The sequence below is a fragment of the Pseudoselenomonas ruminis genome (assembly GCF_008271295.1).
Taxonomy (GTDB): domain Bacteria; phylum Bacillota; class Negativicutes; order Selenomonadales; family Selenomonadaceae; genus Selenomonas_A; species Selenomonas_A ruminis.
This window is the reverse complement of record NZ_VTOY01000012.1, coordinates 37,699-60,262: the sequence shown is the minus strand read 5'-3', so window position 1 is coordinate 60,262 and position 22,564 is coordinate 37,699. Positions and strand designations below refer to the sequence as shown.

Sequence of the window (22,564 nt, the reverse complement as noted above, 5' to 3'; positions counted from 1 at the left end):
TCTGTCTCTCATAAGGGGAGCATATCAGTCTATGGGGATTTGCGTTTTTATTGCTATTATTGGAGTTCCAGCTGAATCAGCAGTGGGTCGTGGTCGCTGACGCGGCCGTGTGCTTCCATGAAGGACGAGTTGACATGGACGATGTCGAATTTGTAGTGGTTCTTGAGGTTGTTGCTGACGATGATGTTGTCGAGAATCTGGTCGTTGCCCTGATAGTAGTAGGCGTAACGGTCGCCAAGGTCATAGTCTTTGATGACGCTCGTCATGTTGCCGCCTTCGAGGGTCTTGATGACCGGCGAGAACTCGAAATCGTTGAAGTCACCCGTCAGCAGGACGTTCATGTTCGGATTCTGGGCCATGCCTTCGTTGACGAAGTCTTTGATGACTGCGGCAAGTTTAAGGCGTTTGGCCTCACTCTTTAATTGCACCGGCTGATGTTTGCCGTAGAGGCTGTCGTCGCCGCGCTTGGAATTCAGATGGTTGGCGACGATGACGATGTCTTTGCCCTTGAAGGTGAACTGAGCGGCCAGCGATTTGCGCGTGTGGTCAAACAGCGGGTCTTTCGGGGCGATGCGGCCCGGGTTCAGCGTGAGCTGGCCGTCTTTCCAGCCCTGCGGGTCGTTGGCTTTGCCGATTTTGCCCGGTTTCAGCTGGACGCGGTCTGGACGGTAGAAATAGGCAACGCGGATATTGGCGCCCGGCTGGCCGCCGTCCTCGTTGTAGTTCGGGTTGATGTTGACGCAGTCATAGGAGACGCCCGAGACTTCCTTGATGGCGTCCGTCAGGCGTTTGGCGCTCTTGGTGGCGTCGCTGTTGCCGCTGTCAACCGGGCCGTCGTTGTCCTGCAGTTCGAGGACCGTGATGATGTCGGGCAGCTTGAGGTCATTGGTGATGGACTGAGCCAGCCGTTTGACTTTGCTGTCCGGCGTTTTGGCCGGATTGGCCGAGAAGTTTTCGATATTGTAGGAAGCGACGAGCAGTTTGTTTTCATCTGGGACAATCGTCGTTTTTTCCGGCTGCAGGCCGCCGTCGATGAGACGCGGCATTTGGTTCATGCGCGTGTTCACTTTGTAGACGCCGAAGCCGTAGGTGACTACACCGGTTACATCGCCGTCAAGTTTGTCACCGGCTTTGGTGACGTAGCCCTTGGCATTGCCGCCCTGCATAGCCAGGCAGATTTTCTCGGGGTGCATGTCTTCGGCCGTAATCGAAAGGCCGCCAGAGTTGTTAAAGGGGCCTTCGTGAGTGCTCGGAACGACATAGATTTCGCCATAGCGCTGAGGTCCTAAGATGCGCGGTTTCTCGACGGTCACGCGCATACCTTCGAGGGACTCCCAAAAGTCGAGCGCATCGTGGTCGGGGTTAAAGACCTTCATGCCGTCGCTGTCGATCACCTTGCGCGGAATCTTGCGGTCCTTGTCAAGAATGACCGCAGCAGGCAGTTCCTTGTGGCCGAGCTGGCGGACTTTGCTGGCTTTTATCTCGGTGATGGTCAGGTCGGTTTCCTCTTTGCCGCGGTAGCCGGGGCCGTAGAACTCCGTGACCTCGCCATCGATGGAGACATAGTCGCCGATGCCTGCGCTGGTGTTGGGCGCATAGACCATGATGCCGTCGGAAGTCTTGTCGTTGCCATCGCCTTCATCCTGAATGAAAAAGACGCTTTCGCTCTGACGGAACGTGATGACGCCGCGGACATCCTTCACCGTTTTGCCATTATAGGGAGAGATATGTCCCTCACCCTGAATGTCGCCGATATGGGCAATCTGCACCTGCTGGGCAGCCGACACGTAGCTGGGGCTCCAGGGAAAATCACTTGGTGTCCATAAGCCGGCACCGGTCAACATCATCGCGGCTAAACCCGCGCGCAAACAATTTTTTTTCGAAAACATTGCCTAAAACCACCTTCCGATTGTTCCTTCTCATTTACTATCATTGTAAAGGTCACATGTCCCCAAAGACAAGGACATGTGACCTTTTTGTCTTGATTAAAATCACTGTAAAAATTATTTATTATTCTTGAGTCGAGAAAAACGCGCCTCATTATTGGTAGAAAACGACAAAATCGGAATGTTTGCTGAAAGAAAAATGAAAAAACGGTAAAGCAATATGAACTATAAGGGACACGTGACCTTTTTTAGCGATAAGAAACAAGATATACTTTGACTTGTAAACGATAATTCGTCTGAAAACTCCAAACAAAATCAACAATATGAATTGCATGAGGCAGATGAAAAAAACTCTCATTTACAAAGTTACAGTTTGGTGGTTGCCAGGAAACATGGAAACTGTTGACCAGTCAAATTGGTGTGATGTGGTGTTAAGGGGCTGCGGCTATCGGGCATTCGTACTGGCGAGGTTGGGATGAGTGTTTCAGGGATGTTTAGGGGGAATAGGTAATGAAATTCTTGAGCAAGAAGAAGAGCCTGCTGATTGCTGCGGCAATGGGCGTGTCCTTCTTGGCTGCACCGCTCACGCCGAGCTATGCTGCTGAGACACCGCAAAGCTACACACAGCAGGACCTCAACGATGAGATGATCATGGCGGTTGCGTGGATGCAGAATTCGGCTGAGTATCGTGAACTTTGCTATCAGGCATACAACGTCGCACTCGATCGGGTTATCAAAGCCGTCGCTCATCACAAAAAAGGGGACAAACCGCTGGCTATCGTCCTTGATGCGGATGAAACAGTCCTCGACAACAGCGCGTTTGAGGCTGGCCTCATCGGTACGGGTAACAGCTACAGCAATGCAACCTGGAAAGAATGGTGCGATGCTGGGGTAGCAAGAGCAATGCCGGGTGCCGCTGAATATCTGCAGGCCGTTGACAAACTTGGCGTCGATATCTTTTACGCTTCGAACCGCAGCCTCAAAGACCATTACGAGAGCTCGGTTCGCAACTTCAAGAAAATTGGCTTCCCGCAGGCTGACCGCAAGCATATGATTTTCAAAACGGATGCCAGCGACAAACAGGCTCGTTTTGATCAGGTCATGAAAGACTATGATGTTGTTGTATTCATGGGCGACAACGCCGGCGATCTGCCAATCGGTACCTATCATAAGAGCCAGGAAGAGCGCAACGCTCTGGTTGACAAATACAAAGATGAATTCGGCAAACGCTTCATCGCCTTCCCGAATCCGACCTACGGCGATTGGGAATCGGCTCTGAAGAAGGATAAGGGTTCCTATTGGGCACTGAACAATAAAGAGAAGAGCGATGTCCGCCGTGATTCGTTGCGCACGTGGCGTCCGGTCAAGACTGCCCAGGACAAAGAAAACACGAAACCAGGCAACGAGCAGAAGTAATTGATACTTGAGAAGAAGGAGAATTTATCATGAAAAAATCCGCAAAACTTTCCCTCGCCCTCGCACTGATGATGGGCACCACGGCCGGCGTCAACATGGTAGCACCGAGCTCTGCCAGCGCAGAGATTTCCGATAAGTTCCGTATGGAACTCAATGGCGTTATCGCCAATTACTCGGATAAAGATAATGCTGGCGGTTACACGGTTAAGGATAATTATGGTAATAATAAATATAAGCACAATCATTGGAATAATTATGGTCGTCTGCAGCTGAATTATTTCGTTGATAAAGATACGAAATTCCAGGCTCGTTTGCACAGTGATTTTGATGGTGTTGCTGAGTATGGTAAAAATACGAATACGAAACATGCATATTTTGACCAGTTGTTTATCCAGCAGAATTTCCGTAAAGCTAATATCACGGGTATCCTTGGTAAGAAGGGTGCATATTTGGGGCAAGGCATGGCGTTTAATTCCTCGGGCAATTTGACGGGCGCACAGGTTTCCTTTGGTAATTGGTATGACCCGCAGTGCCTCCAGATTATTTATGGTGATCGTGATGGCGGTGACCGTGTCCTCGCGTTCAATGCAACGAAGGATATTGTTAAGAATTGGCAGGTATCTGTGCTGAATCTTAATGTTAATAATGAGTATGCAGAAAATAAATACAATAAGTTTAGAATTTGGTCCTTTGGGTCCAAAATCAAAACTCCAGGTGTAACGTTTGTGGGTGAGTATGCACACAATACTTCGGATAAGATGCGTAAAGAAGACTCTTCTTCGGCAGCACGTAAAGGTTGGTATGTCGAAGCATATACGGGGCCGACCAGCGATATGACGTCTGGTTTGCCACTTCAGAAACCGGGTACCCAGGTCTGGTCTCTGAAATATCAGGACCTTGGTAAAGGTGCTCAGTATGTACATAACCCGACCTTCATTGATGATGCTCGCGGATTCAAACTTACTTATGGTTATGCAATCAAGAAAGGTGTATCCACGGATATCTCGGTTGCTCGCGTAAAGGATAAAGGTTTGAGCGCTAAGAATGATCCGGCAAACGGGAAATGGAAGACGCAGGTTATTGCAGAGCTTGCATTCAAACTTCGCTAATTTGTAAATATTAGATTCCGGTGGGCGGGAGCAGGATGTTTCTGCCCTGCCGGTACGATTCTTCTCTTTAGGAGGAAATAGAATGAAATTCGGTAAGAAATCAAAACTTTTGATTATCCCGGCTATGCTGGCTTCGTTTGGCACGCTGTCACTGGCGCCGCTGACGGCAGAGGCTTGGACGGACCAGACCCACATGGCCATCGAGCGTGCGGCAGGTCTTTCGAGCTATCAGAATGCCTGCGCACCGGATGTTTCCAAGACGGTATCGGCTATCAACAAGCTCAAGAAAAACGACGGTCAGGGGCATTTCTTTGATGCCAGCAAACCGCCAACGCGCAAAGATGTAGAAGAGCAGCTCGAGATGATTGGACAGGGCCGCGACGATTCGCCGGACGGCTGGATTCTCGGCGCCATCATCAACGCTACGCGCAAATCCAAGGCTTGGACGGAGATGGGCCGTTTCGACGACTACAACTATGCGATCCTTGGACACTACTGCGGCGACCTCTCGATGCCGCTGCATATGTCGGTCTATGATGATTTCAACAAGAAACATCATCTGAACATCGACCAGACGCTCAATCGCAGTGATGTAAAATACGATGTCGACGGTGTTCCTTTGATTACGAAGGAAATGACGGTAGATGACAGCGTCCGCTTCAATAGCGAGGATGAAATCATCGACTACATGTTGAAGATTGCCAATGAGTCCTTTGAGCTTGCCCAGAAACTGCGCGCTGAGGACCGCGAGCTGACGCACGAGGAAGCTATCCAGCGCGTTAACCGCTCGGCTACGTTCTTCCGTGCCATCATGCGCTACTGCGGCAAGAACATCACCGATGATGAATTGGTAAAATACGTCAAATAATAGCGTTATCGCTACTATTTAATAATCAGATCTCTGACTCCTTTTTTTACCCCTGAAATCTACAATGTGCCAGAAAAGCTCGCCGGTATTTACTGGCGAGCTTTTCGGTGTAAAATAAGGAATGGAGTTCTACGGAAAAGAGGGTTATTATGTTTGGCAAAAAATCGTTAAAGGTTATGGCATTGGCCGCACTTACGGCGGCCGTTACAACGGGCACGGCGTTTGCGGGCGATCTTACCGTCTACTCGACGTCGGATATCCATGGCAGTGTCATTGGCTGGGATTATTTCCGCGCCAAAGAGGCGGACTTGGGCCTTGCCAAGGTCAGTACGATTATTAACGAAGGGCGCAAGGCCAAGACGAAGGATGATGCCGTCCTTGTCATCGATGGTGGCGATATCATCCAGGGCACGCCGCTGGATACGTATATGGTCCAGCATCCGCAGGAGTGGAAGGCTGGCCAGCATCCGATGTTTACGGCCTTCAACAAGATTGGCTACGATGCCATCGAGCTGGGCAATCATGAGTTTAATTTTGGCCTAGGCTATCTCCAGAAGGTTATCGGCAAGAACAAGAATGTCCTTGGTGCCAACGTCATCGACGATAAGACGGGCAAGACCTGGGCCGGCGTGCGTCCGTACCTCATCAAGACGGTCAAGGTCGACGGCGAGAAGGTAAAGGTCGGCATCATCGGTACCGATACCCCGGCGATTCCGAATTTCGAGGACCCGTCCCATTTCGCTGGGGTTCATTTTGTCAGCCAGGTGCCGGTCATGCAGCAGTGCATCAAGGAACTCAAGGCGCAGGGCGTGGATATTCTCATCGGCGTGTCTCATTCCGGCGTGCCGCGTGGGGACCGCAACAGCGAGGAAAACCAAGTCGTAGCGATTGCGGAGGCCTGCCCCGAGCTCGACCTTTTGATTTGCGCGCATAATCATGTCGTCATCGACAATGCCAACGGGGTGACAGGCCCGGATGGTACGGCCTATAAAGATGCGGTGATAAATGGTGTACCCGTGGTCGAGAGCGGCAAAGATGGCAAATTCGTGGGCAAGAGCCAGTTGACCCTCAAAAAAGTTGCGGGGAAATGGCAGGTCGAAAAAGTCACGACGCAGGCGATTCCTACGAAGGGCGTAGCCGATGATCCAGCCATCGTCAAATTGGCCAAGCCCTGGCATGAAAAGACGCTCAAGCATCTGCAGACCGTAGTCGGCGAGGCAACGGATGTCTTCCCCGGTGCCGAGTCGAACCATCAGGATTCGGCCATCGTCGACCTCGTCAATGAAGTCCAGCGTCACTATGCGGGCACTCAGCTTTCGGCGGCGGCCTCGTTCAACACGATCCAGAACATCGACAAGGGACCGATTACCCTGCAGGAGATGTCGGGTCTCTACATCTATGAGAACTATCTCTACGGCATTGAGATAACTGGCGCCGAGCTCAAAAAATACATGGAGCACGCCGCCAGCTTCTATGGGACGAGCCCGGACTACAACTACGATATGCTGCAGGGCGCAGACTATACCATCGACCTGACGAAACCCGTCGGCAGCCGTATCACCAAGCTTCAGTATCAGGGCAAGGATGTAAAGGACACGGATAAATACACCTTGGCGATCAACGACTACCGTATGAACGGCGGCAGCGGCTACATGGCCGCCATGGGCTACACCAACGGCAAAAAGCCCAAAGTTGTCTTCGACTCCATGCGCAAATACGGCGACGACGGCCAGATGCGTTCCCTGATGATCCGCTATGTCAAAGAAAAAGGCACTATCACGCCAAACTGTGATCATAACTGGACGGTAATCAAGTGAGTACAGGGAAACAGAAGGTACTATCCGCAACATGACCATTCGCTATATCCGCGAGGTCAAAAAAGGAAAGATAGACGTCAAACCCGTATGTGATTGGAAAATTACAGGATTCGGCAAAAATAAAAGGATTCGCCATGCTGCATTGACAGGCTCCCAGTCCCTAGGGGGCCTGTCATTTTTGTGTTTGGCGTAGTGATATTTCTTCACTTTCTTGAGGGTGTTAACTATTAGCTATGTCATGTTCGTTTTTGATTGTTAAATTTGTTATTTCGTGATGTAATTCTATTGCGATGTGAAGAAACTTCACTTATAATAGAGTTAAGGAGTGATGATTATGGATGCAGGCGCAAAGCTAAAGGCTTTACGTGAAAAAAAAGGGCTGTCGCAGGCTGACTGTGCTAAGGCGATGAATATAGACAGAACGACTTATGCAAAATATGAAGCGGGCGGCAGTATAAGGAGAAATGTTGAAAAACTCGCCGCCTTTTTTAACGTTTCAGCTGACTATTTGTTAGGTTGTACGGAGGAGTTAGCGGGGGAAGAGTCTCAAACTCTGTTGGCAGGCGTTGCCAATCCTACCGCGGACCCTCGTCTCTGTGAGCTGATTAAGCAGTATCCGAATCTTAGCGAAACAGCGAAAGCTGTGATTGACGGGGTGGTGGCGATGTCTAAGGCTCAGCCAAAATCAGAACCTACCGTTGCAGAATTAATTGGGAATAAAATACTGGATGCCAGCGTGCAGGCTCAGCAGAAAGTCAATATGATTATCCAGGAGGACAATCGATAAAAGCAAAAAGTCAAATCCCGTCGAATTCGACGGGTTTAAAAGAAAGGATATTGTAAAATACAGCAACCCTGAGGCACCGGCGGACATTATCAATGTTGCACTGTTTGGCATGACTGCCAAAGAGTGGCGTGACAAGCATCCAGATGAAAAGGGGAATATCCGCGATGCTGCAGACCTTGGTCAGCTCATAGTTCTTGCTAACTTGGAAATGCTCAATGCTGAATATATCAAGGAGGGATTTCCTCAAAGCGAACGCCTGCAAAGACTTCGTTCCACAGCCGTTGCGCAGCTGAAATCTGTTACAAATGCCGCTAGCACCAAGCGGTTGGGCCAGCGTTTGGGGAAGTAATGTAAAATCGTCTTGAAAGCGAGCGTTTTATGTGCTAGCCTGATAGAAAAGCTGGGGCAATTATCAAAGGAATAATAAAAGGATTCGCCATGCGCTGCCTTGACAGGCGCAGCATGGCGAATCCTTTTTTGGCATCTTAGGGGGAATAGAAGCTTTAATTGACATTTATGGCTATATTGTAGAATATCTAATAAAAAGTTTGGCTATACTGTAGGATTTGTGTATAATAAGTTTGGCTATACTGTAAAATGGAGGTGGGGACATGTTTAAGAGAAAGGTTTATGAGAAGCTGAAGGAATGGAAAAGGGATCGTTGCGGAAAAACGGCACTTTTGATAGAAGGACAGCGTCGTGTGGGAAAATCAACCGTTGTGGAGGAGTTTGCGAAGCGAGAATATGACAGTTATATTTTGATTGATTTTTCTACGTGTTCAAAAGAGATTCGAAGACTATTTGAAGATATCTCTGATTTGGATTTCTTTTTTTTGCGACTTCAGATTTTGACTGGCACGAATTTGGTGGAGCGAAAGTCGCTTATCATTTTTGATGAGGTTCAGATGTGTCCTTTGGCAAGGCAGTCAATAAAATCATTGGTGAAGGATCATCGATTTGATTATATTGAGACAGGCTCGCTTATTTCAATTAAAAAGAAAGTCAAAGATATTTTGATTCCCAGTGAAGAACAACGTATTTATATGTATCCAATGGATTTTGAGGAGTTCCTATGGGCGTTAGGGGATTCTGTTACTATGCCGTTGATACAGAAGGCGTTTCAAGCAAATCTTTCTTTGGGAGATGGTGTGCATCGAGAGGTTATGAAAAAAATGCGGCTGTATATGCTGGTAGGCGGGATGCCGCAGGCAGTTGCGACTTATTTGGAGGAATATAACTTCGAACCTGTTGACAGGATTAAGCGCGATATTTTACAGCTTTATGAAGATGATTTCTATAAAATTGATTCGACAGGTCGTTTGACGCAGCTTTTTGATGCAATTCCTGCCCAGCTGAATAAAAATGCGTCTCGTTATACGGTTTCTAGTGTTGTTCCGCAATTGCGCCCCAGCACTTCGCTGGAGTTGATTGCTGAATTGATGGACTCCAGAACGGTGTTGGTTTCCTATCATACGAGCCAGCCATCTTCAGAGATGGCCTCGTATAAAAACTTGACACAGTTTAAGCTGTTTCTTTCTGACACGGGATTATTTACGACATTGATGTTCAAGAATAAAGCGTTTACCGATAATGATTTATATCGAAAACTACTGGGAGATAAATTGCCGGCTAATCTTGGGTACCTTTATGAAAATCTTATTGCGCAGTGCCTTGCCGCTGCAGGCTATGAGTTGTATTATCATACATTCCCCAATAAGGAGAAAACGAAGAATTACGAGATCGATTTTCTCATAGCAAAAGGGAACAAGATTTGTCCTATTGAAGTTAAATCGGCTTCAATTAAGCGACATGCTTCGATAGATGCATTCGGCAAGAAATATACCGCACAGATTGCCGAGAAATACCTGCTGGGGACAAAAGAGCAGCAAAAAGAGCAAGATCTTCGGATTTTGCCGGTATATATGACTTCGTTTTTATAACCCCGAATAAGATGTCCACTTGTGCGATAAAAAGAATCGCCATGCTTTGCCTGGGAGGCGTTGAAGCATGGCGATTTTTTATCGTTTTACATCAGCCAGTTTGATTTCTGGGATGTGTTCAATCAGGTTCATTTGATGGGCGAGGCTGTAGAAGGTTCTTAGGCCTTCGAGGTATTCAGCGGTCAAATCCCAATGGATGGTGGGGCCGAGGTAGTCGTCGAGCTGCTCGTAGGTGAATGGTTTATGCGGCAGGGCGGATTCGATGACTTCTTTCTTGTGGTCCATTCCGGTCTGGAAGGCGCGGTGGATGCGGTCGTAGACGAGCTGCAGCAGCTCGGGGTTCTGCTCGGCAAAATTCTTGTTGGCAACCCAGAGCGCATAGACCATTTTTTGACCGGTCATTTTTTTCCATTCGTAACCGAGGTCGTAGTAGTAGAGGTCTGGCTGTTTATGATGATAGAGCCAGAGCGCATCGTCGCCGATGAGCAGTGATGCCGTTGCATCCTCGGGAATCGGGTCCTCTGGCGTGATGTGGCGCACGAAGTAGTTGGGAATCGCGCCATAGGCACCGCGCAGGATGATTTTGAGCAGGCAGTGCGAAGTCGCAGATTTTGCCGTCAGGATGATTTTGTCGTCTTTGATGTCATCGATGGGCTTGCGGGAGACCAGCAGGATGCTTTGTACCGCTCCATCCGTGCTGATGCAGACGTCCGGCAGGACGACGAGTTCTTCACTGTCGCGGGCGTAAACAATCGACGATACATTGCTGACGTCGAGACGGTGGTTGACGATGTCGTTGTTGAGAACGGCTGGCACGCCGCGCGTGATAGCAAGCCCTTGGTCAGCGCCGTGGGCATAGCTCCAGGTGAGTGGCAGCACGTTCAGAAAATTGATATGTCCAACTCTGGGACAGCTCATATAGGAGTTCCTCCTTTTCGTTTCAATTGGTAGTTCTATTATACATGATTCTTCTCAAAGCGCGCAGAAAAATATATTGGCTGGCTGCTGCACTGGTTTTGTATTATATATAGGTTAGAAAATATCTGAAAATAGCGAGCAATATTGACTTTTCGCTAGGGGTTCGCTAAAATTATTTGATAGAGTCAACAAGATTGACAGGGATTTTGGAAGGGAAGTTTTTAGGGAGGAATCGTTATGGATGATTATGTAAATGTTGGTCGTTGGTTCTCGATTCTGCATCGCCGTTCGCAGCTTTTTATCGTCGAGGCCTGCCAGAACTTACATCTTACATTCTCGGAATACATCATGCTCATCCGCATCTTTGATAACGAAGGGGCAAAACAGGATGAGTTGGCGAATATGCTTTATCTGGATAAGGCGGTGGTCACGCGTACGGTGAATCTGCTCCAAGAGAAGGGCTTTATCTATCGGGAAGTCGATCCTGCAGACCGACGCGTCAAGCATATTTTCCTCACGGAATACGGCCGTGAGCAGCATCAGTTCCTGCGCAATATCATTCAGGGGTGGATTGATTATCTGGTCCGCGATATGAAGCAGGACGATATCCAGCATTTGTTCAACGGGTTTAACGAGCTGGTTACGAAGGCCTGTGAGGCTGACCTCGTGAAGCTCGCACGCAATTTGCCTTCAGGAGGCGACGTTCATGAAAAAATCTAAGCTGAGTTTTTTGGCTTGCTTTTTGGTGGTTGTGTGTCTTTTGGCCGTTGGCTGCGGCAGTAAGGATACTAAGACCGATAAAGCACCGCTGGTCAAAACACAGCAGGTTGGCAGTGGCTCACTCAATGACAGCAGTTCCTATTCGGGAACCGTGCGCGGACGCTATGAGACGAATATGTCGTTTCAGGTCGGCGGTCAGATTTTGAGCCGCAACGTGCAGGTCGGTTCGCCGGTCCGCGCCGGGGATGTGCTGATGGTTATCGACAGTCGTGATGTGGTACAAAAGGCCAATCAGGGCGATGCGCAGGTGGCTTCGGCCCGGGCAAACCTCGACCTGGCTCAGCGCAATCTTGCCCGCTATAGCCAGCTTTATCAGGAAAATGCGGTGGCGGCGGCTACGCTTGACCAGTATCAGGCCAGCTATGATTCGGCGTTTGCGTCGTACCAAAATGCGCTGGCCCAGGCAGCCCAGGGGCATAATGCCATGGGGTATACCAATCTCACGGCGGGGGCTAATGGTGTCGTATCGGCAATCAATGCCGAGGAAGGGCAGGTGGTTGGTGCTGGTCAGACGGTGCTGACGCTCGTCCAGACGAATGAGCTGGAAATCGAAATCAATGTGCCGGAGAACCGCGTGGCGGATGTAGCTGTGGGCGCACCGGTGACCGTGAATTTCTGGGCGCTGCATGACCGGGCGGACGGTGTTGTCCGCGAGGTGGCACCGATGGCCGATAATGCGGCCCGCACGTATCGCGTCCGCATTTCGGTTCCGAATCCGCCGACGGGCATGCAGCTTGGCATGACGGCCAGTGTGTCGTTTGCGCCGCAAATAAGCGGCGGCGAGGGGGATTCCGGTTCGGCAGTCCTGCCATTGGCGGCTATTTATCAGAACGGAGATACGCCGCAGGTTTGGGTCGTTGGTGACGATAATACGGTCAGCCTCAAATCGGTTTCGGTTGAGGACTTTGGCGATAATCAGGTATTGGTTCATGGTCTCGATGCTGCCGATGTGGTGGTTACAGCTGGCGTCCATAAGCTTCATGAGGGGCAATCCGTTCGGACGGAGGCAGACTCATGACGAATCTTACGGAACTATCGTTGAAGCATCGGGCGTTGGTCTGGTACTTCATTATTATGACGGCTATTGGCGGTCTGGTGGCCTATTTTCAGCTCGGCCGCATGGAGGACCCGCAGTTTACTATTCGGCAGATGGTCATTACGGCTGCCTGGCCGGGGGCTACGGCCGAAGAAATGCAGGAGCAGGTTACGGACAAACTGGAGAAACGGCTCCAGGATACGCCGGGGCTTGATTCCATTAATAGTGAGACCCGCGAGGGCCAGACGGTTATTTACGTCAAATTGAAAGATACCGTTGCCAAAGACCAGATTCGTCCGACCTGGCGTGATGTCCGCAATTTCTGCGAGGATGTCAAAAAGGATTTGCCAGAGGGCGTTTATGGTCCGTACTACAATGACCGCTTCGATGATGTCTATGGCTCTATCTATGCGGTTACGGGCGATGGCTACAATTATGAGGAAATGCGCGAGTATGCGGAAAAGACGCGCCGCATGCTGCTCAATGTACCAAGCGTTCAAAAAGTAGAGCTTATCGGCGTCCAGCCCGAGAAGGTCTATGTGGAAATCCAGAAGGACAAGCTGGCCGAACTCGGCATCAGTCCGCAGGTCATCATGAATGCGCTCAAGACGCAGAATGAGATGACGGCATCTGGCAAGGTGGAGACGGAGTCTAATAACGTCTATTTGCGCGTCAGCGGCATGTTCGAGGATGTCGAGGCGATTCGCGAGATGCCAATCAATGCGAATGGCAAGGTGTTCCGCCTGGGCGACATTGCCACCGTTGAGCGCCGGTTCGTAGAGCCGGCCAAGCCGAAGATGTTCTACAACGGCGAGCCGGCTATCGGCATTGCGGTGTCGATGGAAAATGGCGGCAATATCCTGCAGCTGGGCGAGGATCTCAAGGCGAAAATCGGGGAAATCCAGCAGGAAGTTCCTATCGGCATTGAAGTCCATCAGGTTTCGGACCAGCCGAAGGTGGTTGACCAGTCAATTCATGATTTCGTCAAGACGCTGGTGGAAGCCATCATCATCGTTTTGGGGGTCAGCTTCCTGTCGCTGGGCGTGCGGACGGGCATGGTGGTTGCCGGCTGTATCCCGCTCGTACTCTGTGCGGTGTTCCTCATCATGTATGCGCTGAACATCGATTTGCACAAGGTCTCCTTGGGTGCACTTATCATCGCTTTGGGCCTTTTGGTCGACGATGCGATTATCGCGGTGGAGATGATGAGCGTCAAGCTCGAGCTGGGCTTGAATCGCTTTGAGGCGGCCTGCTATGCCTTCCGGGCAACGGCGAAGCCGATGCTGACAGGAACGCTCATTACCTGCTCGGGCTTTATCCCGGTTGCCTTCTCCAAAGGCATGGCCAGTGAGTTCTGTCAGGCGCTTTTCCCGGTTATCGGGGCTGCGCTTTTGATTTCCTGGCTGGTGTCGGTCATGGTCGCACCGCTTTTTGGCTACCATTTGATTCGCGTAGAGGTCAAGAAGGATGAAGACGGCAAGATCGACCCCTATCAGAGCAAGTTCTATACGATGTTCCGCAAGGTGCTCGTCTGGTTCCTCGAACATCGGAAACTCGTGCTCGTGGCAACGGCGGTCTTGTTCGTCATTTCGGTCGGCATGATGAAATTCATCATGCAGGAATTCTTCCCAACGTCGACGCGACCGGAAATCCTGATTGAGATGAAATTGCCGGAAGGCTCCTCGATGGCGGCCAGCCAGGAGGTTTGCGACCGCATGTCCGAATGGCTGCAGGATCGGCAGGAGTTGCTGTCCAATTATTCGTATTACGTGGGCCGCTATGCCCCGCGTTTCGTGCTGACGGTCAATCCGAAGGCCGAGACAGATAATGCCGCGCAGTTCGTTATTGTCGCTAAAGATACGAAGGCGCGGGAGAAACTCACCGAGCAGCTTAATCAGGCCTTCAATGAGGAATTCGCCGATGTGCGCGCGAAGATTCAGTTCATCCAGACGGGGCCGCCAGCTGACTATCCGGTGATGCTGCGCGTGACGGGTTATACGACGGAGCAGGCAAAGGAACTTGCCGAGCAGGTGGCCGATATCGTGGCCAAGGACCCGAATAACTATAACGTCAATATGTCCTGGGGCGATAAGAGCAAGGTCATGCATCTGGAACTCGACCAGGATAAGCTGCGCTCGCTCGGCGTATCGAGCCAGTCGGTTTCGCAGCAGATTTATACGGCGGTGACGGGCGCGAAGGCCGCGGAGTTCTATAAAGGCGACCGCACGATTGACATCGACCTGCGCCTTTCCGATGAAGACCGCAAGGATTTGGCGAAGATGAAGAGCCTGCCGATTTATCTGGGGCAGGCCGGTTATGTGCCGCTGGAGCAGATTGCCAAGATTTCCTATGATGCCGAAGACGGCTTTATCGAGCGCCGCAATCTGATGCCGACTATCACGGTTCAGGCCGACGTCCATGACGGTACGGCGAACGATGCGACGAAGAAGGCCTATGAGGCAACTAAGCAACTGCGCAAGGATTTGCCCTTTGGCTGCAGCATTGAGCCGGCGGGAGCACTTGAGGATAGCAACAAAAGCGTTGGCTTCCTGTTACAGCCGGTTCCCGTGATGATTTTCATCATCATGACATTGCTGATGTTCCAGCTCGGCAGTGCCAAGCAGATGATACTTACCGTGCTGACGGCACCGCTCGGACTCATCGGTGTGTCCTGGGGCATGTTGCTGACAGGGTCGGCTATGGGCTTCGTGGCCGAGCTTGGCATACTGGCGCTTTTCGGCATGATAATCCGCAACTCGGTTATCCTCATCGACCAGATACAGAAACATCTGGCGGATGGCGAGACGCCGTGGGATGCCGTAGTTGATTCGGCGATTTTGCGTTTCCGTCCGATTATGCTGACGGCCGCCGCCGCTATCCTCGGCATGCTGCCGCTGATGGCAAGCTCTTTCTGGGGCCCGATGGCCGTGGCGATTGCCAGCGGCTTGCTCGTCGCGACGGTATTGACCCTGCTGGTTCTGCCAGCGATGTACGCCGTGGCGTATCACGTACCCAAAAGGTAAATAAGGCGTTGGAGACGCCATAAATAAAAAGTCTCATTGACTCTGCATTTTTGGAGTCAATGAGACTTTTTTATGTTTTCTTTTAGCCGCGGGAGAGTTTGAAGCTGTCACAGGTGGAAGGTTTAGAAGGCGGCTGGCCATCGAGCGGGAAGCTGGACGCTCCCTGGAACTTTGGCAGCAGTTCTAAGGCCTGCTGGGGGCAGTTGCCCGTGCAGAGCCCGCAGGCGGTGCATTTTATGGGAGAAAATTGCAGGCAGGCGGGAGCATTGTCCGAAGGCTTTGTCAGCGCCAGGGCTTTTTCGGGGCAGAGCATGGTGCAGAGCCCGCAGCTGTTGCAGGGCGATTTTAGGGCGAGCCCGGGGAAAAGCGCGGCTGGTTTGACGGGCGGTGTTTGTTTAGCCAGCCAGATGACCGGGTCAAAGGCGTAGCGGTGCTCGACTTGCGCGGCGGCAATCTCGGTGGCGCCTTCCTTGGCTGCCGTAAAGAGCGACCGGAAGAAGGAGCGCCGGGGGACGGAGGGAGCCGGCGCAGGCGCGGCTTTTACTCGGACTAATTTTAACGGTGCTTTGCCCGCTTCCTGCAGGGCTTCGTTACAGGCGGCAATCTCCTGTTCGAGCCACTTGGCAACCGCCGGATTGCAGCTGGCACAATGGGAAGTATCGATGGCCAAGGGCTTTTGGTCGGCCAACGCCCAGAGCAGGCGGCGGTTAAGGGCGCCGAGACAGGGCAGGCTGTCCGGGGCAGTTTTTTGGCACATGAGCACCTGAGGCTCCAGATTTTGTACTGCCGTCAGAGCGCTGTCGTAGTCCGTGTCGCTATGAATGGCGCCCGTGGGGCAAATGGCCGTACACAAGCCGCAGTTATCGCATTTTCCGGCGTCAATTTCCCGGTTCTTTATCGCCTGTTTGGGGCAGATGGTTTCGCAGTGGCTGCAGGTCACGTTGGTATAGTGAAACAGGCAGCGGTTCAGGTCGATTTCACGCTTGGCCATGGTTTTAGCCACCTTTCCTCAATTCGTATAGATGCCATGTGAAAAGCCGTGGGTAACCACTCCCACGGCCTGCACTATTACTATACTCGATTAAACTATCTAAATTATAGCTTATTTACAAACAAAGTCAATATTTATGATATAATGATTCCATGAATGGGGGAATCGGCGATGCGATTGGAAGAAATCATCAACCGGCACATGAAAGATTTAAATGAGACGGATATGGCGGTCTGGAAGTATATTCTCCAGCACCGCCGGGAGGCGCGCCATATTTCGATTCATGAACTGGCAAGAGCCTGCGCGGTGTCGAGTACGACGATTGTCCGTTTTGCGCAAAAGCTGGGGTTTGATGGCTTTGGTGAACTGAAGGCGGTTATGAAGATGGAGGAACCGGCCAAATCTTTTTACCATGAAGATGTGTTACAGGATATGCAGGGGTTCTACAATCAGACCGGGGAAAAAATCTTTGCCCGCAATTTTGATAGTGCCAGCCGGCTGATCCGTGAGGCAAACCGCGTCTATGCCTTTGCTTCTGGCTATGTGCAGAGCAATGTGGTACAGGAATTGAAGCGCCTTTTTTTCTACGACAATGTGCTGATTTACGAGATTCGGGGGGGTGAGGAGTTCCGTTCGGTAATACGCAATGCCACGAAGGATGATTTGTTTATTTTTGTCTCTTTATCGGGAGAGACTCCGGCTGTGGTGGATTTTGCCCGTCAGCTGCAGATTCGTGAACTGCCGTTGATATCGATTACGAAACTTCATGACAACACCTTGGCCAGCCTTTCTACGGTCAATCTTTACGTTTCGCCAGCCCGGTTTCAGATTTACGATAACGATGATGAGCATACGGCGTTCCAGTCGATGATGCCGTATTTCATGCTGGTGGAAATCTGGTACGTCAAGTACCGGATTTACTGTGAAAGTTTGGAACGGCGCTCGCTGGACACCCCGTGATTCCAGTGTGGATAAGGGCGTGTACCAAAGTACAGGAAATGTACCAAGGTACGGCGTGGGGGTAAAATGCCGAAAGGCCGCGAACCTATTGCGTTCGCGGCCTTTTTTTTGTATTCTTGGGTTACAAGATATCTTACAGGGTGTACAGGGCAGGACGCCAATACATCCGAATGTTTGGTAGCAATCCTTTTATTGATTCAAGACAGATAAATGGGAGGGTATAAGAAATGTCCTTGAGTAAAGACCGCATCATGCAAGGGATGCAGCGGTTTGGCGGCGCGATGTATACGCCGGTCATTCTGTTCGCATTCTTCGGTATCATGGTAGCCGTATCGATCGTTTGTAAGAACGAAGGCTTGCTTGGCAGCCTGGCTGCTAAAGGAACACTCTGGTATGACTTCTGGTTCGTGGTGGAACAGGGCGCCTGGACGGTGTTTTCCCAGATGCCAATCCTCTTTGCCATCGCGGTGCCGATTGGTTTTGCGAAGAAAGAACCAGCACGTTTTGCGATGGAATCCTTCGTGATCTACATGATTTTCAACTACTTCATTTCCGGTATCCTAACGCTAAACGGTGCGTTCTTCGGGGTGGATTACAGTCAGAACGCTGGCGCTGGTACAGGGCTGGCTATGATTGCCAACATCAAGACGCTCGATATGGGCATGCTCGGAGCTATCTTTATCGCCTGTGTGACGGCTTGGCTCCATAACCGTTTCTATGATACGGACATCCCCGACTGGCTCGGAATCTTCAAGGGGCCGGCCTTCGTTGTAGCCGTTGGCTTTGCGGTGATGCTGCCGCTGTCCCTGCTCTTCTGTGTCGTTTGGCCGGCTATCCAGCACGGTATCATGAACTTCCAGGACTTCCTGAAGTCGAGCGGGATCGTCGGAGTTTGGGCCTACACCTTCTCGGAGCGAATTTTGCTGCCGGCTGGTTTGCACCACTTTATTTATCTGCCGTTTATCTTTGGACCGGCTGTCTGCGATGGCGGTATCCAGCAGTATTGGCTCCAGCACCTCAATGATTTTGCGACGAGTGCCAAGAGCCTGAAAGAATTGTTCCCAGAGGGCGGCTTTGCCCTGCATGGCAGTGCCAAGGTCTTCGGTTTGCCGGGCGCTGCACTGGCTATGTATATGTGTGCGAAACCGGAAAAGAAAAAGAAGACAGCTGCGCTGTTGATTCCGGCGACGATTACGGCTGTTCTTTGCGGTATCACGGAACCGCTGGAATTCACATTCCTGTTTGTAGCACCGCTTCTCTATCTCGTTCATTCGCTGTTGGCCGCAACCCTTTCGGCTACGCTGTACTTCTTTGGCCTGGCCGGTAACTTTGGCGGCGGTCTCATCGACTGCTTCGTGCAGAACTGGATTCCGCTGTTCCCGTATCATTCGGGTACGTACATCATGCAGATTGGCATTGGCCTCTGCTTCACCGCAATTTATTTTGTGGTATTCCGCTTCATGATTTTGAAGTTCGATTATGCAACGCCGGGCCGTACGGCTGATGATGTGGAAGATAAACTCTTTTCCAAGGACGAGTACAAGGCCAAGAAGGAAATGGAAGATATGGGCCTGGCTGGTAATGCTCTGGCGATTAAAGCCAAGGTATTCCTGGATTGCCTGGGCGGACCGGAAAATATCAAGGAAGTCACCAACTGTGCAACGCGCCTGCGCGTGACCGTTGCCGATCCGGATAAAGTAAAACCAGTATCCAAGTTCACGAAGGCTGGTGCGTTTGGCCTGGTCAAGAACGGCCATGCCATTCAGGTCATCGTTGGCCTTTCGGTTCCTCAGGTCCGCGGTTATTTCGATGCATTGCTCAAAGGCGAGGCAATCAGCGAGCAGCCGGAAGAAAAGACTATCAAAACGCCGACGATGGCGAATCTGGCGATGAAACTCAATGCCTGCATTTCGGGCAATCTCATCGACATGAGTGAGGTCAACGACGATATGTTTTCCCAGAAGATGATGGGCGATGGCGTGGCAATCGAACCAACTGGGGATACGGTTGTTGCGCCGGCTGATGCGGAAGTCACGATGGTCATGGAAGAAAGCCTCCATGCAATCGGCCTTCGCCTGGACAACGGTGCTGAGCTTTTGATTCATATCGGCATTGATACGGTAAAACTCAACGGCCGTGGCTTCCAGCTGCTCACGAAGCAGGGCGTGAAAGTCAAAGCCGGCGAACCGCTCATCAAGTTCGACCCGCAGGTAATCAAGGAGGCTGGCTACCAGACGACGGTTATCATGGCGGTCACGAATTCCAGCGATTACCCGCAGATGAAGAAACAGCCGGATCAGCCGGTTACCGCTGATGAAACGCCGATTCTGACGTTCTAAAATCCCAGGAAGGTAAGATTTATCATGAAAGACATGAAATGGTGGCAGAAAACGGTAGTATACCAAATCTATCCCAAAAGTTTTTTGGATACTACCGGCAGCGGCCAGGGCGATATCCCCGGCGTCACCAAGCGGCTGGATTATTTAAAGACATTGGGGGTCGGAGCCGTTTGGCTCACCCCCGTGTACCCGTCGCCGATGGTAGATAATGGTTACGATATTGCCGATTACACCGCGATTGACCCATCCTATGGCACGATGGAGGATATGGAAGAGCTCATTGCTGAAGCCAAAAAGCGCAATATCCGCATTGTCATGGATTTGGTCTATAACCACACATCCGATAAACACAAATGGTTTGAAGAATCAAAGTCCAGCCGGGATAATGCCAAGGCGGACTGGTATATCTGGCGCGATGCTAGGCCGGATGGCTCGGCACCGACCAACTGGCGCTCGATTTTTGGCGGCAGTGCCTGGACTTGGTGCGAGGAGCGGCAGCAGTATTACCTGCATACCTTTGCCGAAGCACAGCCAGATCTAAACTGGGAAAATCCCGCGGTACGGCAGGCACTTTACGAAGCGGCAAACTTTTGGCTCGACAAGGGCGTAGGTGGTTTCCGCATCGATGCGATTGTCTACATCAAAAAGCCGCAGGAATTTCTCGATGGAGAACCGGACGGTGCCGACGGTATGGTCAGCATTCACTCGATGATTGCCGATACGCCGGGCATCCTGGACTTCCTGCATGAGTTCCGCCGTGAGGTCTTTGATGGGCACGATATCTTTACCGTGGCGGAGGCCAATGGCGTTGAGCCGGAGGAACTCAAGGACTGGGTGGGGGAAAAGGGCGCTTTTGATATGCTCTTTGAGTTCAGCCATACGAATCTGGAGTTTCCCGATGGTGAGCTTTGGTGCCATGCTACGGGCTGGAAGCCGGAACTCGTGAAAAAGCTCAAGGAGGTCCTTTCGGCCAGCCAGCAGGCTACGGCTGAAAACGGCTGGTATCCGATTTTCTTCGAGAATCACGACCAGATGCGCAGCGTTCGCCATTTCTTCCCCGACGATTCGGACCCGAAGATTACATCCAAGATGCTCGCAACGGTTCTGTTTACGCTCCGGGGAACGCCGTTCCTCTATGAAGGTCAGGAACTGGGCATGGATAATGTCGCTTGGGATACGATTGAAGCCTATAACGATATTTCCTCCCACGGGCAGTATGAATTGGCCTTGGAGGAGGGGATGACTCCTCATGAGGCACTGAAAGTCATCCATCGGTACAGCCGCGACAATGCCCGGACACCGATGCAGTGGACCAAAGGGCGTCAGGCTGGCTTCACCAAAGGAAAGCCTTGGCTGCCGGTGCATGACGATTATCGGAACTGTTGCGTGGAAAGTGAAGCACTGGATGAAACTTCGCCGCTGCTGTACTACCGCAAATTGGCTCGTATCCGAGAGGCTGGCGATGCAGCCGGGGTTCTGCAGCAGGGCGACTATACGGAGCTTTTGCCGGAGAATCCTGACGTCTACGCTTTCCGCCGCCGCTTTGGCTGCCGGCAGGTGGTGACACTGGCAAATTTCAGCCGCTACGAAGTCATCTATGATGCGAAGAAAATAGAGGGCGCAGAGCTTTTGGTATCCTCGCAGGAGGGCAGTGCCAAGGGCGTTCTAAGACCTTATGAAGCCGTTTGTTATCTAATGGAAAATGCGAAAGGAGGAGAGGAGAAATGAAGATTGCCGCCAGTGATTACGATGGAACGCTGTTCCGCAATGAAGTGATTGCTAAGGCTGATGTGGAAGGAATCCGCCGCTGGCGGGCGGCTGGCAACAAGTTTGGCGTAGTCACCGGTCGTGACTATGGCATGCTTGCTCCGCAGCTGAAGTTTTATGGTATCGAATCGGACTACGCGGTCTGCAACAATGGTGGCCTTATCTGCCGGGCGGATGGTACGCCGCTCTGGCAGGGAGAAATCCCGCATCGGACGCTTGCGGAAATGGTCAAGGAACCCGGCGTACGCCGCTCCTTCCACTTCGCTTTTTCTGCGGCGGATACAACCTATCTTTACCATGAGCGCGAAGGCTCGTGGATTTCGCGGGAAGCGAAGCAGTGGGATTTCACGATAAAAACGATTACGGAGCAGGACATCATGAGCCTGCCACAGATCCATCAATTTTCCCTGGGTTATCCGGAGGCCAGTGAAGCCGCAGAGGTGGGAGAAATCCTCAACGCCCGTTATGGCGATGTGATTCATGCCTATCCGAACCGCTGCAGCCTTGACGTTACTCCCAAGGGAATCAGCAAGGAACAGGGAATTCGCAAGATGTTAGAGCTCATGGGTTGGGACTGCGCGGAGATTTGCACCATCGGTGATGAAATCAACGACCTGCCCATGATAGAAGCTTTCCATGGCTTTACCGTCGACACGGCCCGCGATGCCATCAAAGCACGCGCCCAAAAAGCGTATGCTGGTGTCGGCGCCATGCTGGAAGCAAATATTTAATTTCCCCCAGGAACATAACCCCTATTTCCTCAATGATGTTGCGTGGCAATCCCCTTGCCGCGTGACATTCCCCGATGACAACAGAATACGCCTGACGGCAGTATTCTGTAATCATATATAAATGTATGAATATGTGTAGAGGTTTTCATATCGAAACATGGATAGATACGGAAATCTCTTCTCATATAAGGTAAAT

17 protein-coding genes are annotated in these 22,564 nt (G+C 51.2%); 14 read left to right on the top strand and 3 right to left on the bottom strand.

Features of this window, described 5'->3' with window-relative positions; all coding sequences use genetic code 11:
• Positions 1–56: 56 nt before the first annotated feature.
• Entirely contained in the window at positions 57–1,889 is a 1,833-nt protein-coding gene (locus FZ040_RS11410) for a DUF8508 domain-containing protein (protein ID WP_149172098.1), read from the bottom strand.
• A 507-nt stretch (positions 1,890–2,396) separates the two neighbouring features.
• On the opposite strand from FZ040_RS11410, the gene FZ040_RS11405 reads away from it, so the two are divergent.
• The 7 genes from FZ040_RS11405 to FZ040_RS11375 all read left to right on the top strand — a co-directional run bounded on the left by FZ040_RS11405 (position 2,397) and on the right by FZ040_RS11375 (position 9,823).
• Positions 2,397–3,302 (top strand): 5'-nucleotidase, lipoprotein e(P4) family, encoded by a 906-nt coding sequence (locus tag FZ040_RS11405; protein WP_149172097.1) that lies wholly within the window; start codon positions 2,397–2,399, stop codon positions 3,300–3,302.
• A gap of 29 nt (positions 3,303–3,331) precedes the next feature.
• On the top strand, positions 3,332–4,411 hold the full coding sequence (locus FZ040_RS11400; RefSeq protein ID WP_149172096.1) for a hypothetical protein: 1,080 nt from the start codon (positions 3,332–3,334) through the stop codon (positions 4,409–4,411).
• A gap of 82 nt (positions 4,412–4,493) precedes the next feature.
• On the top strand, positions 4,494–5,279 hold the full coding sequence (locus tag FZ040_RS11395; protein WP_149172095.1) for a phospholipase C/P1 nuclease family protein: 786 nt from the start codon (positions 4,494–4,496) through the stop codon (positions 5,277–5,279).
• Positions 5,280–5,428: 149 nt separating this feature from the next.
• Complete coding sequence (locus FZ040_RS11390) at positions 5,429–7,096, top strand: bifunctional metallophosphatase/5'-nucleotidase (protein WP_149172094.1); 1,668 nt, start codon at positions 5,429–5,431, stop codon at positions 7,094–7,096.
• A gap of 334 nt (positions 7,097–7,430) precedes the next feature.
• A complete protein-coding gene (locus tag FZ040_RS11385; protein ID WP_187620315.1) occupies positions 7,431–7,883 on the top strand; it encodes a helix-turn-helix domain-containing protein in 453 nt (150 codons plus the stop codon).
• Between the two features lie 109 nt (positions 7,884–7,992).
• Entirely contained in the window at positions 7,993–8,232 is a 240-nt protein-coding gene (locus FZ040_RS11380) for a hypothetical protein (protein WP_149172092.1), read from the top strand.
• Positions 8,233–8,494: 262 nt separating this feature from the next.
• Positions 8,495–9,823, top strand: a complete 1,329-nt coding sequence (locus tag FZ040_RS11375; RefSeq protein WP_149172091.1) for an ATP-binding protein — start codon at positions 8,495–8,497, stop codon at positions 9,821–9,823.
• A gap of 78 nt (positions 9,824–9,901) precedes the next feature.
• Here FZ040_RS11375 and FZ040_RS11370 read toward each other — a convergent pair whose 3' ends face one another.
• Positions 9,902–10,741 (bottom strand): menaquinone biosynthetic enzyme MqnA/MqnD family protein, encoded by an 840-nt coding sequence (locus FZ040_RS11370; protein WP_149172090.1) that lies wholly within the window; start codon positions 10,739–10,741, stop codon positions 9,902–9,904.
• A gap of 237 nt (positions 10,742–10,978) precedes the next feature.
• On the opposite strand from FZ040_RS11370, the gene FZ040_RS11365 reads away from it, so the two are divergent.
• Genes FZ040_RS11365 through FZ040_RS11355 form a run of 3 tightly spaced genes read left to right on the top strand, consistent with a single transcriptional unit; the run spans position 10,979 to position 15,580 of the window.
• Complete coding sequence (locus FZ040_RS11365; protein ID WP_149172089.1) at positions 10,979–11,461, top strand: MarR family winged helix-turn-helix transcriptional regulator; 483 nt, start codon at positions 10,979–10,981, stop codon at positions 11,459–11,461.
• Complete coding sequence (locus FZ040_RS11360; RefSeq protein WP_149172088.1) at positions 11,448–12,539, top strand: efflux RND transporter periplasmic adaptor subunit; 1,092 nt, start codon at positions 11,448–11,450, stop codon at positions 12,537–12,539. The genes FZ040_RS11365 and FZ040_RS11360 overlap by 14 nt, the downstream gene beginning before the upstream one ends.
• Entirely contained in the window at positions 12,536–15,580 is a 3,045-nt protein-coding gene (locus FZ040_RS11355; RefSeq protein WP_149172087.1) for an efflux RND transporter permease subunit, read from the top strand. Before FZ040_RS11360 ends, FZ040_RS11355 begins: the two co-directional genes overlap by 4 nt.
• Before the next feature lie 82 nt (positions 15,581–15,662).
• Here the strand turns inward: FZ040_RS11355 and FZ040_RS11350 are convergent, their stop codons facing one another.
• Positions 15,663–16,520 (bottom strand): 4Fe-4S binding protein, encoded by an 858-nt coding sequence (locus FZ040_RS11350; RefSeq protein WP_187620314.1) that lies wholly within the window; start codon positions 16,518–16,520, stop codon positions 15,663–15,665.
• A gap of 222 nt (positions 16,521–16,742) precedes the next feature.
• Here FZ040_RS11350 and FZ040_RS11345 point away from each other — a divergent pair, with 222 nt between their 5' ends.
• The 4 genes from FZ040_RS11345 to FZ040_RS11330 all read left to right on the top strand — a co-directional run bounded on the left by FZ040_RS11345 (position 16,743) and on the right by FZ040_RS11330 (position 22,368).
• Positions 16,743–17,531: a MurR/RpiR family transcriptional regulator gene (locus tag FZ040_RS11345; RefSeq protein ID WP_149172085.1), complete on the top strand. Its 789-nt coding sequence runs from the start codon at positions 16,743–16,745 to the stop codon at positions 17,529–17,531.
• Between the two features lie 227 nt (positions 17,532–17,758).
• A complete protein-coding gene (locus FZ040_RS11340) occupies positions 17,759–19,870 on the top strand; it encodes an alpha-glucoside-specific PTS transporter subunit IIBC (protein ID WP_149172084.1) in 2,112 nt (703 codons plus the stop codon).
• 24 nt (positions 19,871–19,894) lie between these two features.
• Positions 19,895–21,598, top strand: a complete 1,704-nt coding sequence (locus FZ040_RS11335; protein ID WP_149172083.1) for a glycoside hydrolase family 13 protein — start codon at positions 19,895–19,897, stop codon at positions 21,596–21,598.
• The gene (locus FZ040_RS11330) at positions 21,595–22,368 is read left to right on the top strand and encodes an HAD-IIB family hydrolase (protein ID WP_033170841.1); all 774 of its coding nucleotides are present in this window, start codon (positions 21,595–21,597) and stop codon (positions 22,366–22,368) included. Before FZ040_RS11335 ends, FZ040_RS11330 begins: the two co-directional genes overlap by 4 nt.
• Positions 22,369–22,564: the final 196 nt, after the last annotated feature.